Annotated in this window: 10 protein-coding genes; 9 read left to right on the top strand and 1 reads right to left on the bottom strand. The window is 70.1% G+C overall.

The genetic code is table 11. The features are described 5' to 3' along the window. Position 1: 1 nt before the first annotated feature. The 9 genes from ACYVAG_RS07320 (at position 2) to ACYVAG_RS07280 (ending at position 12,598) form a co-directional block, all read left to right on the top strand. Positions 2–1,597 (top strand): ABC transporter ATP-binding protein, encoded by a 1,596-nt coding sequence (locus ACYVAG_RS07320; protein ID WP_460768384.1) that lies wholly within the window; start codon positions 2–4, stop codon positions 1,595–1,597. Next, positions 1,594–2,649: an ABC transporter permease gene (locus ACYVAG_RS07315; protein ID WP_460768382.1), complete on the top strand. Its 1,056-nt coding sequence runs from the start codon at positions 1,594–1,596 to the stop codon at positions 2,647–2,649. Before ACYVAG_RS07320 ends, ACYVAG_RS07315 begins: the two co-directional genes overlap by 4 nt. Next, complete coding sequence (locus ACYVAG_RS07310) at positions 2,642–3,565, top strand: ABC transporter permease (RefSeq protein ID WP_460768381.1); 924 nt, start codon at positions 2,642–2,644, stop codon at positions 3,563–3,565. The genes ACYVAG_RS07315 and ACYVAG_RS07310 overlap by 8 nt, the downstream gene beginning before the upstream one ends. A gap of 162 nt (positions 3,566–3,727) precedes the next feature. Beyond that, complete coding sequence (bar, locus tag ACYVAG_RS07305; RefSeq protein ID WP_460768379.1) at positions 3,728–4,858, top strand: barbiturase; 1,131 nt, start codon at positions 3,728–3,730, stop codon at positions 4,856–4,858. Positions 4,859–5,411: 553 nt separating this feature from the next. Next, positions 5,412–7,553 (top strand): hydantoinase/oxoprolinase family protein, encoded by a 2,142-nt coding sequence (locus tag ACYVAG_RS07300; RefSeq protein WP_460768377.1) that lies wholly within the window; start codon positions 5,412–5,414, stop codon positions 7,551–7,553. Beyond that, positions 7,550–9,583: a hydantoinase B/oxoprolinase family protein gene (locus ACYVAG_RS07295; protein ID WP_460768375.1), complete on the top strand. Its 2,034-nt coding sequence runs from the start codon at positions 7,550–7,552 to the stop codon at positions 9,581–9,583. The genes ACYVAG_RS07300 and ACYVAG_RS07295 overlap by 4 nt, the downstream gene beginning before the upstream one ends. Positions 9,584–9,616: 33 nt before the next feature. After that, on the top strand, positions 9,617–10,483 hold the full coding sequence (locus tag ACYVAG_RS07290) for an NmrA family NAD(P)-binding protein (protein ID WP_460768374.1): 867 nt from the start codon (positions 9,617–9,619) through the stop codon (positions 10,481–10,483). Next, positions 10,480–11,661, top strand: a complete 1,182-nt coding sequence (locus ACYVAG_RS07285) for a CaiB/BaiF CoA transferase family protein (protein ID WP_460768372.1) — start codon at positions 10,480–10,482, stop codon at positions 11,659–11,661. The genes ACYVAG_RS07290 and ACYVAG_RS07285 overlap by 4 nt, the downstream gene beginning before the upstream one ends. Positions 11,662–11,671: 10 nt before the next feature. Then, a complete protein-coding gene (locus tag ACYVAG_RS07280; protein WP_460768650.1) occupies positions 11,672–12,598 on the top strand; it encodes a carbamate kinase in 927 nt (308 codons plus the stop codon). A 487-nt stretch (positions 12,599–13,085) separates the two neighbouring features. On the opposite strand, the gene glgP is transcribed toward ACYVAG_RS07280, so the two are convergent. Further along, positions 13,086–15,641, bottom strand: a complete 2,556-nt coding sequence (gene glgP, locus ACYVAG_RS07275) for an alpha-glucan family phosphorylase (protein WP_460768371.1) — start codon at positions 15,639–15,641, stop codon at positions 13,086–13,088. Between the last annotated feature and the right edge of the window lie 74 nt (positions 15,642–15,715).

Here is a 15,715-nt window from a genome sequence, read left to right as displayed (position 1 = left end):
CATGACATCGACCCCCCTGACACCGCCCAGCGCCGAAACCACTCCCCGGCTCGAGCTGACCGACATCACCAAGCGGTTCGGCCCCGTGCTCGCCCTCGACGGCATCGACCTCACGCTCCACCGCAGTGAGGTCCACGGCCTGCTGGGCGGCAACGGCGCCGGGAAGACGACGCTGATGAACATCGTCTACGGCCTCTATCGCCCCGACGAGGGCACCGTGCGCGTCGACGGCCGCGAGGTCACCCTGTCCGGGCCCCGCGACGCGATCGGCCACGGCATCGGCATGGTCCACCAGAACTTCCTGCAGGTCGAGACCTACACGGTCGTGGAGAACATCGTGCTCGGCACCGACCAGCCGTCGTGGCCACGGCTCGACCTGCGCGCCGCCGAGCAGCGGGTCGCCGAGCTGTCGGAGCACTTCGGCCTCGCGGTCGATTCCCGCGCCGTGGTCGGCGGCCTGCCCGTCGGGATCCGCCAGCGGGTGGAGATCCTCAAGGCGCTCTATCGCGGCGCCCAGGTGCTGGCCCTCGACGAGCCCACGACCAACCTGACCCCGCAGGAGGTCGACGACCTGTTCGCGTCGCTGCGGGCCATCGTCGACGAGGGCATGTCGGTGGTCTTCATCACCCACAAGATCAAGGAGACGATGGCCGTCTGCGATCGCCTCACCGTCATGCGGGAGGGCAGGCGCATCGGCACGGTGGCCCGCCGCGACACCGATGCGCGCGAGCTCGCCACGATGATGGTCGGCGACCGCGATTCCGATCGCGTCGCCGCAGTCGTCTCCGAGGGGATGGTGTCGCGCGACCTCACCCGGGCCGACGCCGACGGACGCGAGTTCGACGAACGCGTCGCGGTGACCGGCGTACGCGCCCACAACGACGTCGGGGTCGACGCCCTGCATGACATCGCGCTGACCATCGGCAGCGGCGAGGTGCTCGGGATCGCTGGTGTGGCAGGGAACGGGCAGGTCGAGCTGGCGGAGGCGATGGCCGGCGTACGCCCCCTCACCGCCGGGACCGTGACCGTCGACGGTGACGGGCTGGCGGGGCGCCCGACGCGCCAATGGCTGCTGGGCGGGGTCGCGTACGTGCCAGAAGACCGCCACCGCGACGGCATCCTGCCGGGCAACTCGCTCACCGAGAACGTACTGCTGGGCGCCCACCACGGCCCGCGCTTCCGTCGCGCCGGCCTGGTGAACTGGAAGCGCGCCGCCGAGGAGACCGAGCGGGTGATCGAGAAATACCAGGTGAAGGCGAGCGGTCCCCAGGCCCTGGCCGCCACGTTGTCCGGCGGCAACATCCAGCGCGTCATCCTGGCCCGCGCGTTCGGCCACGAGCCGCGCCTGCTGATCCTGCACAACCCCACCCGTGGCCTCGACATCGCCTCGACCCAGTTCGTCTATGACCAGGTCCGCGAGGCCACGGCCCGCGGGACGGCCGTGCTGCTGCTGTCGGAGGACCTGGACGAGCTGGCGGTGCTGTCCGACCGCATCGGCGTGCTGTTCGCCGGGCGCCTGGTCGGCGAACGAGCCCGGGGAACCTATGACCACTACGAGCTCGGCCGCCTGATGGCCGGACTGGAGGTTTCCGCATGAGCACCGCCACGCTGACCGCACCGACGGCGGGCGCGAGCCTCGGCCGCCGCGTACTGCCTTATCTGATGGCGATCGCGGGAGCCTTCGTGGTCGCCGGCATCGCCATCGCCGCGATGGGCCAGAATCCGTTCCTCGCCTTCCAGGCGATCCTGACGACGTCGTTCAAGTCGCCGTGGGGGTTCATCGAGACCCTGCACAAGTGGGTTCCGCTGCTGCTGATCGCGCTGGGGTTCGTGATCCCGCTGGCCGCCGGCCGCAACAACATGGGCGGTGAGGGACAGCTGCTCGTCGGGGCGACCGCATCCGCCATCACCGGCATCACGCTCAAGTCACTCCCCTTCCCGTTGCTGCTCCTGCTGGTGATCGTCGCCGGCGTGGTCGCGGGCGCCGCCTACGCCTTCATCGCCGCGTGGCTCATGGACCGCTTCGGGGTCAACGAGATCCTGTCCACGGTGCTGTTGAACTTCGTGAGCTTCGGCATCGTCGACTACGTCGCGGGCGAGGTCTTCAGCGATCCGGCCGCGGGACACCCGACGACGTGGCCGATCGGGGCGGGCGGGCGGTTGCCCGTGATCGGCGGCATCCACCTCGGCGTCCTGCTCGCGCTCATCGCCTGCTTCTTCTGCATCCACGGCGTGCTGCGATCCCTGCCCGGCTTCGAGTTGCGGGCGGTCGGGGCCAACCCGCGGGCCGCGCAGGTGCACGGCGTACGCATCTCCCGCATCGCCGTCGGTGCCCTCGTCGTCGGCGGCGCCCTCGGTGGGCTTGCCGGCGCGATCGAGGTCGCGGGCGTGCACGGCAAACTGATCGAGGGCATGCAGTCGAACTACCTGCTGCTCGGCATCATCATCGGCCTCATCTCGCGCGGCAAGGTCGTCGTCGTGCCGTTCGTGGCCTTCGGCATCGCGGTGCTGGAGGTCGGCGCCAGCGCGATGCAGCGCGTGGCCGGCGTACCCGCCGAGATGGTCCTCATCGTCGAGGCGCTCATCCTGCTGTTCCTGCTCTTTTCCGACATCGTGTCGGCGCGCCTGGGAGGTCGCACCCATGACTGAGGTCGTCTCGTTCCTGCAGCTCGTGCTCACGGCCATGGTGCCGTTCGTCCTCGCCGCCCAGGGCACCGCGCTCGCGGGCCGCGCCGGCATTTTCGTGGTTTCACAGGAGGGCTTCATGACCCTCGGCGCCTCGGTCGGGTTCGTCATCGGCTGGTCGTCGCGCTCGAACTTCCTCGGACTGCTCGTGGCGGCCGTCGTCGGTGTCGCGTTCGGCCTGCTGCTCGGCTGGGTGTCCACGCGGTTCAAGCTGGACCAGTTCGTCATCGGCCTCGCGCTGCTGTTCGCGTCGATCGGGCTCGCGACGCTGCTCTACAAGGTCGCGGTCGGGGTGACGCTGGAGCCGCCGTTGGTCGACACGCTGCCGCGGATCCACCTCCCTGTGGTGTCGTCGATCCCCGTGCTCGGACCGATCCTCACCCAGGACGTGATGGTGTGGTTCGCGCTCGCGATCTCGTTCGTCATCCACTGGGTGCTCTATCGCACCAACCTCGGGCTGAAGGTCCGCTCGGTGGGCGAGAACCCGAAGGCGTCCGACTCGCTCGGCGTCGACGTGACCCGCGTACGCCTGGTCTGTTCGGCGCTCGGGTGCGCGCTGGTCTGCATGGCGGGGGCGTACCTCCCGATGGCGTTCACCGGCACCTACACCGAAGGCATCGTCGGTGGCCGCGGCTGGCTCGCGATCGCGCTGGCGTTCTTCGGCGGCTGGCGACCGCCGCTCATCGTCGCGGGCGCGGTGTTCTTCGCCGGGCTCGAGGTGCTGGCGCTGCGGGCGCAGGTGGGCGGGCTCGGCGTACCCCACCAGTTCATCTCGATGCTGCCGTTCATCGCGACGCTGTTCGTCATGGTGTTCGCGCTGCGGTGGGTGCGGGTGCCGGCGTTCCTGGGGCGCAACTACGACCGAGAGAGCCGCCACTGAGGCGTCGTGCCCGCCCGGCGCCGCCCGGCGCCATTGGCAACTTCCACGAAATCCTCCTCGGCGGTTGGCGAATGCTGCCCGTGCGGGGGCCGCGGGTCACCCCTAGTCTCGGGGTGAGTCGCACCATCAGTTGAGCGTCACCCCTGAAGAAAGGTCGCACCCATGCCAGATCCCATCGAGGTACGCAAGGTCCCGCTCCACTCCGTCTCCGACGCCTCCGAGCTGGGCAAGCTCATCGACGACGGCGTCATGGAGGCCGATCGCGTCATCGCCATCATCGGCAAGACCGAGGGCAACGGCGGCGTGAACGACTACACGCGAATCATCGCCGACCGGGCGTTCCGCGAGATCCTGGTGGAGAAGGGCGCCGACGCCGCCAAGGTGAAGCAGATCCCGATCGTGTGGTCGGGCGGCACCGACGGCGTGATCAGCCCCCACGCCACCGTCTTCGCCTCGATCGACCCGGCCAAGGCCGAGCAGACCGACGAGCCGCGCCTCACGGTCGGCTTCGCGATGAGCGAGCCGATCCTGCCCGAGGAGATCGGCTATGTCGGCATGGTCGACAAGGTCGCCGACGCCGTCAAGGTCGCCATGGAGAAGGCGGGCATCACCGACGTCGCGGACGTCCACTATGTCCAGACCAAGACACCGCTGCTGACGATCCACACCATCCGCGACGCCAAGTCGCGCGGCAAGAAGGTCTGGACCGAGCACACCCACGAGTCGATGGACCTGTCGAACGGCTGCACCGCGCTCGGCATCGCCAAGGCGCTCGGTGAGGCCGACGACATCACCGACGCCGACGTCATGCACAACCGCGAGAAGTTCTCGGCGGTCGCGTCGTGCTCGTCGGGTGTCGAGCTCGACCAGGCGCAGGTCGTCGTGGTGGGCAACGCGCGCGGCGTCGGCGGCCGCTATCGCATCGGCCACTCGGTCATGAACGACGCGCTCGACAGCGACGGCATCTGGAACGCGATCAAGGACGCCGGGCTGGACCTGCCGGAGCGCCCGCACACGAGCGACATCAAGGGCCGGCTGGTCAACGTGTTCCTCAAGTGCGAGGTGTCGAACGACGGTGAGGTCCGCGGTCGCCGCAACGCGATGCTCGACGACTCCGACGTCCACTGGCACCGCCAGATCAAGTCGTGCGTCGGCGGCGTGACCGCGGCCGTGACGGGCGACCCGGCGGTGTTCGTGTCGGTCTCGGCGGCCCACCAGGGCCCCGAGGGCGGCGGCCCGGTGGCGGCGATCGTCGACCTGGGCGACGAGCCGACGGGCTACCAGCACGGCTGAGCCGGGCGTACCGGTGGCCGAGCCCGTGAAAAGTGCGCACCTGTGCACCTTTCACGGGCTCGTGCCGTCTCTGGTGTCGCCCGGTCGTGAAAATCGCACACTTGCGCGCAACACGCCGCCGTACGCGGGCCCCAGGCTGCGAAATGGGCACACTTGCGCGCAACACGCCGGCGTACGCGGGCCCCAGGCCCCGAAATGGGCACACCTGCGCGCAACACGCCGACGTACGCGGACCCCAGCCCGCGAAATGGGCACACCTGCGCGCAACACGCCGACGTACGCGGACCCCAGCCCGCGAAATGGGCACACCTGCGCGCAACACGCCGACGTACCCGGACCCCAGGCCTCGAAATGGGCACACCTGCGCACTTTTCACGGGCACCCCACCCACCGATCTTTGGCGGATCACGCCGACGAATCCTCCTCCCGGGCAGCCTTCCACGAACATCCGGGGCCGGGGTTTGGCACAAGTTGACGGCGAACTGGCGCCCCCCGACCAGTTGAATCGACCCAGCACACCCTGAGCGCCAGGCACCACCAGCGAAGGACGGACATGACCCAGACCCCCGCACGGACCCCGCGCCGGATCCGCATCGGCATCGACACTGGCGGCACCTTCACCGACGTCGTCGCCTTCGACGAGGACGCCGGCACCCTCACCACGACCAAGACCCCCTCCACGCCCTCGAACCCCGCCGACGGGTTCATCAACGGCGTCGAGAAGGTCCTCGACATGCTCGGCGCCGACGGCGGCGACATCACCGCGGTCTGCCACGGCACGACGGTCGCCACGAACCAGCTGCTCGAGGGCAAGGTCGACCGACTCGGCTTCATCACCACCGAGGGCTACGAGTTCGTGCTGGAGATCGCGCGCCAGGCCGTGCCGGACGGCTACGGCAACTCCTATTTCTGGGTCAAGCCCGACCGCATCGTGCCGGCCGACCTCGTCCGCACCGTCGAGGGCCGCTTCGACTTCGAGGGCAACGAGGTCCGCCCGTTCGACGAGGAGGGCGCCCGCGCGGCCGCAGGCTGGTTCCGCGACCGCGGCATCACGACGCTCGGCGTCAACTTCCTCCACGCGTACGCGAACCCGGCGCACGAACTCAGGATGCGCGAGATCCTCCGCGAGGAGCACCCCGACGCGATCGTGTCGCTGAGCTCGGAGGTCCTGCGCGAATACCGCGAATACGAGCGCTCCATGACCACGCTCGTCGACGCCGCGGTGAAGCCGAAGGTGTCGCGCTATGTCACCAACATCCACGAGCGCCTCGACCAGTTCACCGGCGCCACCTCGACCGAAAACGAGAACGCGCGCGAGCGCATTCCCTTCTACATCATGAAATCCAACGGTGGCGTGCTGTCGGCCGACGAGGTCGTCAACCAGCCCATCACCACCGTCCTGTCCGGTCCCGCGGCCGGCGCCCTGGGCGCGGGCCTCATCGCCCAGAAGGCCGGGTTCGACAAGGTCCTCACCTGCGACGGCGGCGGCACGTCCACCGACGTGACGGTCGTGACCAACGGCGAGCCCGCCCTGACGACCGAGGGGTCGGTGGGTGCGTACCCCTCGAAGATCCCCATGATCGACGTCGTCACCGTGGGCGCCGGCGGAGGCTCCATCGCCTGGACCACGCCCGAGGGACAGCTCAAGGTCGGCCCCCATTCGGCCGGCGCCGACCCCGGCCCGATCTGCTACGGCAAGGGGGGCACCGACCCGACCATCACCGACGCCCACGTCATGTTGGGGCGCATCCCTCCCCACCTGCTGGGCGGCGAGATCCCGCTCGACGCCGAGGCCGCGCGTACGGGCGTGACCGAGCTGGCCGGCCGGCTCGGACTGTCGCCGGAGAAGTGCGCCACCGGCATCCTCGAGATCTCGGCCTGGAACCAGGCCAACGCGTTGCGCCAGATCTCGGTCAAGCGCGGTCTGGACGTACGCGACTTCATGCTCGCGACGTTCGGCGGCTCGGGCTCGCTGCTCGCGTGCCGCCTGGTCGACATCCTCGACCTCGCGGGCGTCGTCGTGCCCCAGAACCCCGGCAACGTCTCGGCGTTCGGCCTGCTCACCGTCGACGTCAAGAATGACTACGTGCAGACCCACGTCACCAAGCACATCGGACTCGACCTGACGACGGTTGCCGACATCTTCGGCGACCTGCAGGGCCGGGCCGCCAAGGCCCTGGCCGCCGAGGGCTTCGCCGAGGCCGACCACCGGTTCCAACGCACCGCCGACCTGCGCTACTTCGGCCAGGCCTTCGAGGTACGCGTGCCCGCGCCGGAGGGTGAGGTCACCCGCGAGTGGGCCGAGCAGGTCGCCGACGCGTTCCACACCGAGCACCGCGCGCTCTACGGCTACGACTTCCGCGGTGACGACTCGCAGCAGGTCGAGTGGGTCAACCTCCGCGTGTCCGGCATCGGCCCCATCACCCGGCCCGAGCTCGCCACCATCGAGACCACCGAGGGCGCCGCCCCGCTCGAGGAGCGCGCCCGCCGCTCCACGCGCGACGTCTGCTTCGACGCCGACGAGGGTGCCGTGTCCACCGGCGTCTATTGGCGCCCCGACCTCCGCGCCGGCGACACGCTGGCCGGGCCGGTCATCATCGAGGAGTTCGGCTCCACCGTCCCCGTCCACCCCGGCTTCGGCGTCCGCGTCGACGAGCACGGGAACCTCATCATCACGAAGGAGGCCGCGAAGTGACCGCCACCGACATCCACACCCCCGGCAACGCCACCGATTCCGGCTCGATGCTGTCCCTGACCCCGCTGACCGGCGAGGCCCTCGAGGCCTACATCGCCGCGGAGCCGATCAATCCGGCCGGCCTGCCCACCGCGTACGACCACGGCAACCGCCTGACGCCGGAGGGTACGCAGGTCGACCCGATCGTCGTCGAGATCGTCGAGGGCACCCTGGCGAGCGTCGAGATGGAGGTCGAGACCTCGATCGCCCGCACGTCGCGCTCCCCCATGATCCGCGACGCCCACGACTTCCGCGCCGGCATCCACGACCGCCAGCTCCGCAAGCTCACGGGCCGTTCCTATTCGGCCCTGGTGCACCCGATCGTGCGCGACTTCCCGCTCGACACGATGCGCGAGGGCGACGTCTTCTTCCACAACGACGTCTACGAGTCCGAGGGCGGCATCGGCCACCTGCCCGACCTCTGCGTGACGGTCCCGGTGTTCCACGACGGCGAGGTCGTCTGCTTCGTCCAGGCCTTCGGCCACCACGACGACATCGGCGGCGCGTGCCCCGGCTCGATGCCGTCGGGCGCCACCAGCGTCCACGAGGAGGGGCTGTCGGTCCCGCCGATCAAGCTGTGGGACGCCGGCGTACCGAACAGGGCGGCGCTGCGCATCATGACGCGCAACTCCCGCATGCCCGACTCGCTGGCCGCCGACCTCGACGCCGAGTGCTCGGCCTGCCTGATGGGCGCGCGCCGTCTCACCGAGCTGTTCGCGCGCTACGGCCGCGACACCGTCGAGGCCGCGTTCGACACGATCCTCGACAACACCACGGAGATCTATCGCCGCGAGATCCTCGCCAAGATCCCGGACGGGCAATACGTCTGGGAGGACTACGCCGAGCACGACGGCGTCTCCGACCCGATGCTGCACACCCAGCGGATCACCCTGACCAAGGTGTCGACCGGCGGACCCGGCAACGGGCCCAAGCTCATCATCGACTTCACCGGCACCGCGGCGCAGGCCGCAGGACCGATCAACCACTGCGGCGACTATGTCGGGGGCAACTTCCTGAAGAAGTGGCTCGCCCCGATCCTGCGCAACCTCGCGGACACCCCGCAGCGCATGGGCGAGCTCGACGTCAACGAGGGCATCGTGCCGCTGATCGAGATGCGCTTCCCCGAGAAGGGCACGCTGCTGACGCCCATCTATCCCGGCCCGACCAACGCGCGCACGTTCGTCATCCTCCGCCTGCTGGGCGTGCTGGCCGGCGTGGTGGCCAAGGCCGTCGACGGACAGATGCCGGCCGACCAGGAGACGATCCGCTACACCGGCGTCTACGGCAAGGACCGCGACGGCAACGACTACCTCATGCGCGAGGTGCTCGGCGGCGGCGCGGGCGGTCGCTACTACGCCGACGGCGAGGACACGATCCACGTCGTGCCCGACTCCCGCAACCTGCCGACCGAGTTCACCGAGTCGCGCTTCCCCTTCCTGGTGGAGCGTTTGGGCCTCGCCGTCGACTCGGGCGGCGCGGGGCGCTATCGCGGCGGGCTCGGCTATGAGAAGCACATCCGCATGTTGAAGGAAGCCAACTTCATGTCGATCGCCGACCGGTCGATCCTCGCGTGCTGGGGCGTGAAGGGTGGGAAGGCGGGCAAGCCCTTCCAGGTCACGATCGACCCCGGCGGTGAGAACGAGCGCGAGCTCGAGGCCCTCTCGGACGCGGAGCCGATCCGCGCCGGTGAGGTCGTCCGCATCCGCACCACCGGGGGCGGCGGCTGGGGCGATCCGCTGGAGCGTCCGGTCGACGAGGTCCGCCGCGACCTGAGCTGGGGCAAGGTCTCGTTCGAGGGCGCGAGGAACGACTACGGCGTCGTCGCGACCGGCGACAAGGACGACCCGCAGGTCGACGAGCAGGCGACCGAGCAGCTGCGTCGCGAGCTGCGCGACGCCCGCACCGGCGAGGAGGCCTTCTTCGACCGCGGTCCCGGCTTCGCCCAGCTCGACCCCGAGGGCCGCACGGCCCCCGAGGTCGACTGGCTCTGACCGCCTGGCTCTGATCGACGGACAGGAACAACGATGGGCGAGCAGGTCGTGCTGGTCACAGGCGTCACCGGGAAGACCGGTGGCGCCGTGGCCCGCGCCCTGCTGGCGCGCGGGGTCCGCGTACGCGGGGTCACGCGCGCGGTGTCGGGCGCGGGCCGGGTGCCGGCCAGGGTCGAGCTCGTCGAGGCCGACCTCGCAACCGGGCACGGCCTCTTTCCTGCACTGGCAGGGATCGCGGCCATCCACCACGCCGCGCCGAACCTCTCGATCGACGAGGTCGTCATGGCCCGCAACATCGTCGACCGGTCGCGCGAGTCGGGCGTACGCCGGCTCGTGTTCCACTCGGTCATGCACCCGTACGCGCCCACCATGCCCCACCACCTGCGCAAGGCCGAGGCCGAACACGTGGTCCGCACCAGCGGGCTCGACTGGACCGTCCTGCAGCCGGCTGCGTACCACCAGAACCTCATCGCCGCCGCGCGGGCCGGGCGGCTCGCGGTGCCGTACGCGCTGGACCGCCCGTTCTCGAACGTCGACCTGGCGGACGTCGCCGAGGCGACGGCCACCGTGCTGCTCGACGGCGCGCACGTCCACGGGACCTATGAGCTGGCGGGGCCCGAGGCTCTGGACGTCTCGACGATGGCCGAGCTCGCCTCCGACGTGCTGGGGCGGCCCGTGGTCGCCGAGGCGGTCGCACCGCCCGAGCCCGACGGCACCCGCCAGGTGAGCGAGCTCCGGGCGATGTTCGCCCACTACGACGCCCATGGGTTCGTCGGGTCACCGCTGGTCCTGACCACCCTGCTGGGCCGCGCGCCGACGGGATGGGCAGAATCGGTCTCCCGGGAGCCGACGGATGACCCCCATTTCCCGCATGCCCACGACACCAGGGAGAACCCATGACTGACACCCAGACCGCAGGCCCTCTCGACGGCGTGGTCGTGATCGACCTGACCCGCGCGCTCGCCGGCCCGCACGCCGGCATGATGCTCGGCGACATGGGCGCCCGCGTGATCAAGGTCGAGTCGCCCGGCACCGGCGACGACACCCGCTCGTGGGGGCCGCCCTTCGTCGGCCCCGACGACGAGATCTCCACCTATTTCCTGTCCTGCAACAGGAACAAGGAGTCCATCGAGCTCGACCTCAAGTCCGACGACGGCAAGGACGTGCTCACCCGTCTGGTCGCGAAGGCCGACGTGCTGCTCGAGAACTTCCGCACCGGGGTCCTCGACCGCCTCGGGTTCTCGATGGAGCGCCTGCAGGAGATCAACCCACGCCTGGTCGTCCTGTCGATCACGGGCTTCGGCCACGACGGCCCGGAGGGAGGCCGCCCCGGTTACGACCAGATCGGCCAGGGCGAGTCGGGCCTGATGTCGATCACCGGTCCGGACCCCGACTCCCCCACCAAGGTCGGCGTACCGATCGGCGACCTGCTCGCCGGCATGTACGGCGCGTACGGCGTCGTCTCGGCCCTCTATGAGCGCGAGCGCACCGGTCGCGGCCGCATCGTCCGCACCTCGCTGCTCGCGTCGCTCGTCGGCGTGCATGCCTTCCAGGGCACGAACTGGACGGTCGGCGGCAAGGTCGGCCGCGGCAAGGGCAACCACCACCCGTCGATCACGCCCTATGGGTTGTTCGAGTGCTCCGACGGACCCGTCCAGATCGCGTGCGGGTCGGAGCGCCAGTGGGCCCAGCTCTGCGAGCTGCTCGACCTCGACCCCGCCCGCGAGGGCATGGCGACCAACCCCGAGCGCGTCCGCAACCGCGACGCCGTCATCGACCTGATCAACGAGATCGCGTCGGGCTGGAAGGCCGGAGACCTGCTGCAGGCCCTTGCCGACAAGGGAATCCCGGCGGGCAAGGTGCGGACGATCGACGAGGTGTACGCCTGGGACCAGACCCGATCGCAGCACCTCGTGCTCGACGTCGATCACCCGGTGCTCGGCTCGATCGAGGTGCCCGGCCCGCCGCTGCGCCTCGACGACAACCCGTATGCCGGCGGCCGCGCCACCCACCTCGCGCCGCCCCTGCTGGGCCAGCACAACGAATCGGTCCGCGCGTGGCTCGACGAGGAGAACTGACGTGCGTGTGATGCTCGCCCTCGGCGGGAACGCCATGACCTCCCCGGACGGCTCGGCGCGCCCCGAGGAGCAGCGCCGCGCCGTCGAGGTGGCCATGGAGTCGGTCGCCGACCTCATCGCCGCCGGCCACGAGGTCGTCATCACCCACGGGAACGGCCCGCAGGTCGGCAACCTGCTGGTCAAGAACGAGCTCGCCGCCCACGTCGTGCCGCCCGTGCCGCTCGACTGGTGTGGGGCGCAGACCCAGGGCACGGTCGGCTACACCGTGATGAACGCGCTCGAGCAGGCGCTCTCCGCCCGGGGCGTCGAGCGGCGCGTCGCCACGCTGGTGACCCGCACGCTCGTCGACGTCGACGACCCGGCGTTCGCCGAGCCATCGAAGCCGATCGGGCGCTTCCTGCCGGAGGACGAGGCGCGGAAGTTCATCGAGATGGGCCAGCACTGGCAGGACCGCGGCGAGAAGGGGTGGCGCCGCGTCGTGCCGTCGCCCGACCCGCTCGAGGTGCTCGACTCCCCCGCCATGCTGACGCTGCTGGCGGCGGGGCTGGTGGTCGTGGCGGCCGGCGGCGGCGGCATTCCCGTGGTCACGGCGACGGGAGGCGGCGTGCGCGGCATCGAGGCCGTCATCGACAAGGACCTGACCGCGGCGATCCTCGCGCGCCAGGTGGAGGCCGACGTGCTGGTGATCGCGACCGACGTCGCGCACGCCGTCGTCGGCTGGGGCACGCCCGAGGCGCGGGACATCGGACGCGTGACGCTCGCGGAGATGGAGGCCCTCGCCGACGAGGGCCACTTCGCGAGCGGATCGATGGGACCGAAGATCGAGGCGGCGCTGCGCTTCGTCCGCGGCGGCGGGCCGCGGTCGGTCATCACGGCGCTGGACCACATCGTCGACGCGGTCGAGGGCGGGGTCGGGACGGTCATCGAGCGGGACTGAACTGGGGACGCCGCGACCAGCTCCTCGACTCGCTGGCGCTCGCTCGGAGAACGTGGGCAGGCGCTCGCTTGGAGAACGCTCTCCGAGCGAGGCCGCCTGCGGCCGAGACGAGGAGCGGCCGGCGTCCGAATCCATGTCACGAAACGTCCAGTCGATCACCCAGAACGGCGATCTCGCCCGATCTCAGCGATCGAGTGGACGAATCGTGACTCTTACTCCTCGACTCGCTGGCGCTCGCTCGGAGAACGTGAGGCCGGGCGCTCGCTCGGAGAACCTGAGGCCGGGCGCCCGCTCGGAGAACCTGAGGCCGGGCGCCCGCTCGGAGAACCTGAGGCCGGGCGCCCGCTCGGAGAACCTGAGGCCGGGCGCCCGCTCGGAGAACCTGAGGCCGGGCGCCCGCTCGGGAGAACCTGAGAGGGCGTTCACCCACACAAAGACCAGGGGCCGGCACGCATCCGCGTGCCGGCCCCTGATCCGTTGTCCTGCGTCAGCGCGTGGGCACCGCCGGGAGCGCGGCGATGCCGAGCTCGGCCGGGGTGACCATCAGGTCGTGGCGCGGCACGACGCGCATGGTGAAGCCGATCGAGCCGGTGTAGCGCGCCGGGACCGTCACCTCATAGCGGCGGAATCCGTCATGGGCCTCGTGGTTCTCGGTGACCGCATAGCGCCGGATGTTGTGCAGCTCGTCGTCGGCGTCGACGTCGCCGGCGATCAGCTGCACCTCGACATCCTCGGGCCGCAGCTCGCCCAGGCGCACCAGCGCCGAGAACTCGATCTGCTGGTTGACCTCGACCGCGCCCGAGTTGGTGGCCTCCACGTGCTCGACGCGCACCTGCGGCCAGGCCGCGCGGACGCGCTTCTTCCATGCGGCCAGCTCGCTCGCGACGCCCTGCGGCGCGACCTTGGCCGCCGAGACGGACGCGGGCGCGTAGAGGTGGGTGACGTAGTCGCGGACCATGCGCGAGGCGAGCACCTTCGGGCCCAGGATGGCGATGGTGTCGCGCATCAGGGTGATCCACTCCTGCGGGAGGCCGCTGGAGTCCTTCTTGTAGTAGCGCGGCGCGATCTCGTTCTCGATGATGTCGTAGAGGAACTTGGCCTCGGCCTCGTCGCGAGCCTCGGGGTCGGTGATGCCCTCGGCGGACGGGATCTCCCAGCCGACGCGGGGCTCATACCACTCGTCCCACCAGCCGTCGCGGATCGACAGGTTGGCCGCACCGTTGAGCGAGGCCTTCATGCCGGACGTGCCGCAGGCCTCGTAGGGGCGCAGCGGGTTGTTGATCCAGACGTCGCAGCCGGGATAGAGCGGTCGTGCCATGGCGATGTCGTAGTCGGGCAGGAAGACGATGCGCTCGCGCACGTCCTCCTGGTCGGCGAACTGCACCATCTGCTGGATGAGCGCCTTGCCGGTGTCGTCGGCCGGGTGGGCCTTGCCGGCGATGACGATCTGGATGGGTCGCTCGGGGTGGTTCAGCAGCGACTTGAGGCGCTCGGGGTCGCGCAACATCAGCGTGAGGCGCTTGTAGGACGCGCCGCGACGCGCGAAGCCGAACGTCAGGTGGTGGGGGTCGAGCGCGTTGTCGACCCAGTCGGCGTTGATGCCGCGGGCACGGCAGGACTGCTGCAGGCGCTCGCGGGCCATCGTGATCAGGTCGCCGCGCATCTTGCGCTTCAGCGACCAGATCGTGTTGGCGTCGACGCGGCTCAGGCCGTTCCAGTCATAGCCGTCGATGACCGACTCGTTGTCGGAGATCGGCGACTCGAGGAGCTCGAGCAGCTCGGGGTGGACCCACGTGCGGTGGTGGACGCCGTTGGTGATCGAGCCGATCGGCACCTCCGACTCGTCGAACGCCGGCCACAGGCCGTGGAACATGTCGCGCGAGACCTCGCCGTGGAGCTCGGACACGCCGTTGGCGCGCTGGCCGAGGCGGAAGCCCATGACGGCCATGTTGAAGCGGGTGGGGTCGCCGCCCTCGTAGTCCTCGGTGCCGAACGCGAGGATGCGGTCGAGCGGCAGCCCGTCGAAGTGCTGGAACTGGTCGACGATCATCTCGCGCGGGAAGCGGTCGATGCCGGCCGGGACCGGGGTGTGGGTGGTGAACACCGTGCCGGCGCGGGTCAGCTCGACGGCGGCGTCGAAGTCGTGGCCTTCGGCCAGGTATTCGCGGATGCGTTCGAGACCGAGGAAGCCGGCGTGGCCCTCGTTGCAGTGGTAGACCTCGGGCGTGGGGCGATCGGTGAGGCGCGTGAACTCGCGTACGGCGCGGACGCCGCCGATGCCGAGCAGCACCTCCTGGGCGAGGCGGTGGTCGGTGCCGCCGCCGTACAGGCGGTCGGTGACGGCGCGCTGGCCCTCGTCGTTGCCCTCGATGTCGGTGTCCATGAGCACCAGCGGCACGCGGCCGACCTGGGCGACCCACAGGGCCGCGCGTACGGGTCGGTTGCGGATGTCGACGGTGATGTGGACCTCCTCCTCGCCGTCGAGCAGCGGCTTGATGGCCAGCTCCGACGAGTCGAGCGTGGGATAGCGCTCCTGCTGCCAGCCCTGGGCGTTGAGGGACTGGCGGAAATAGCCGTGGCGATACATCAGGCCGACGCCGATGATCGGCACGCCGATGTCGGAGGCCGCCTTCAGGTGGTCGCCGGCGAGGATGCCGAGGCCGCCGGAGTAGATGGGCAGGACCTCGGTGATGCCGAACTCGGCCGAGAAGTACGCGATGGCGCTCGGCGCGTTGTTCGCGGCAGCGTACTCCTGGAACCAGAGGTCGGCCGAGAGGTAATCGTCGAGGTCGGCCGACAGGAGGTTCAGGTTGCGGACGAACCGGCTGTCGCGGCTGAGGATCTCGAGGCGATCGGGAGACACCTGCGACAGGAGCTTGATCGGGTCGTGACCGGTCGAGTCCCACAGGGCGGGATCGATGGCCTTGAACAGCTCCTGGGTGCCCTGGTGCCAGGCCCACCGGAGGTTGGTGGCCAGCTCCCCGAGCGGCTTGAGCTCTGCCGGGAGGACCGGCTGGACGATGAATCGACGAATGGCACGCACGGGGCCAACCTACCGGTCAAAGTTGTCGGCCACCTAACGTTCAGGTGTCGTCGGAATAACGTTCTCGGCGCGAC

The organism is Mariniluteicoccus flavus (genome assembly GCF_054776655.1).
This window is presented reverse-complemented; position numbering and strand designations above follow the sequence as displayed.

Bases quoted from the DNA above. Each gene is read 5' to 3' on its own strand.
- ACYVAG_RS07320 (WP_460768384.1), top strand. From the start codon at position 2: ATGACATCGACCCCCCTGACACCGCCCAGCGCCGAAACCACTCCCCGG.
- ACYVAG_RS07315 (WP_460768382.1), top strand. From the start codon at position 1,594: ATGAGCACCGCCACGCTGACCGCACCGACGGCGGGCGCGAGCCTCGGC.
- ACYVAG_RS07310 (WP_460768381.1), top strand. From the start codon at position 2,642: ATGACTGAGGTCGTCTCGTTCCTGCAGCTCGTGCTCACGGCCATGGTG.
- bar (WP_460768379.1), top strand. From the start codon at position 3,728: ATGCCAGATCCCATCGAGGTACGCAAGGTCCCGCTCCACTCCGTCTCC.
- ACYVAG_RS07300 (WP_460768377.1), top strand. From the start codon at position 5,412: ATGACCCAGACCCCCGCACGGACCCCGCGCCGGATCCGCATCGGCATC.
- ACYVAG_RS07290 (WP_460768374.1), top strand. From the start codon at position 9,617: ATGGGCGAGCAGGTCGTGCTGGTCACAGGCGTCACCGGGAAGACCGGT.
- ACYVAG_RS07285 (WP_460768372.1), top strand. From the start codon at position 10,480: ATGACTGACACCCAGACCGCAGGCCCTCTCGACGGCGTGGTCGTGATC.
- ACYVAG_RS07280 (WP_460768650.1), top strand. From the start codon at position 11,672: ATGCTCGCCCTCGGCGGGAACGCCATGACCTCCCCGGACGGCTCGGCG.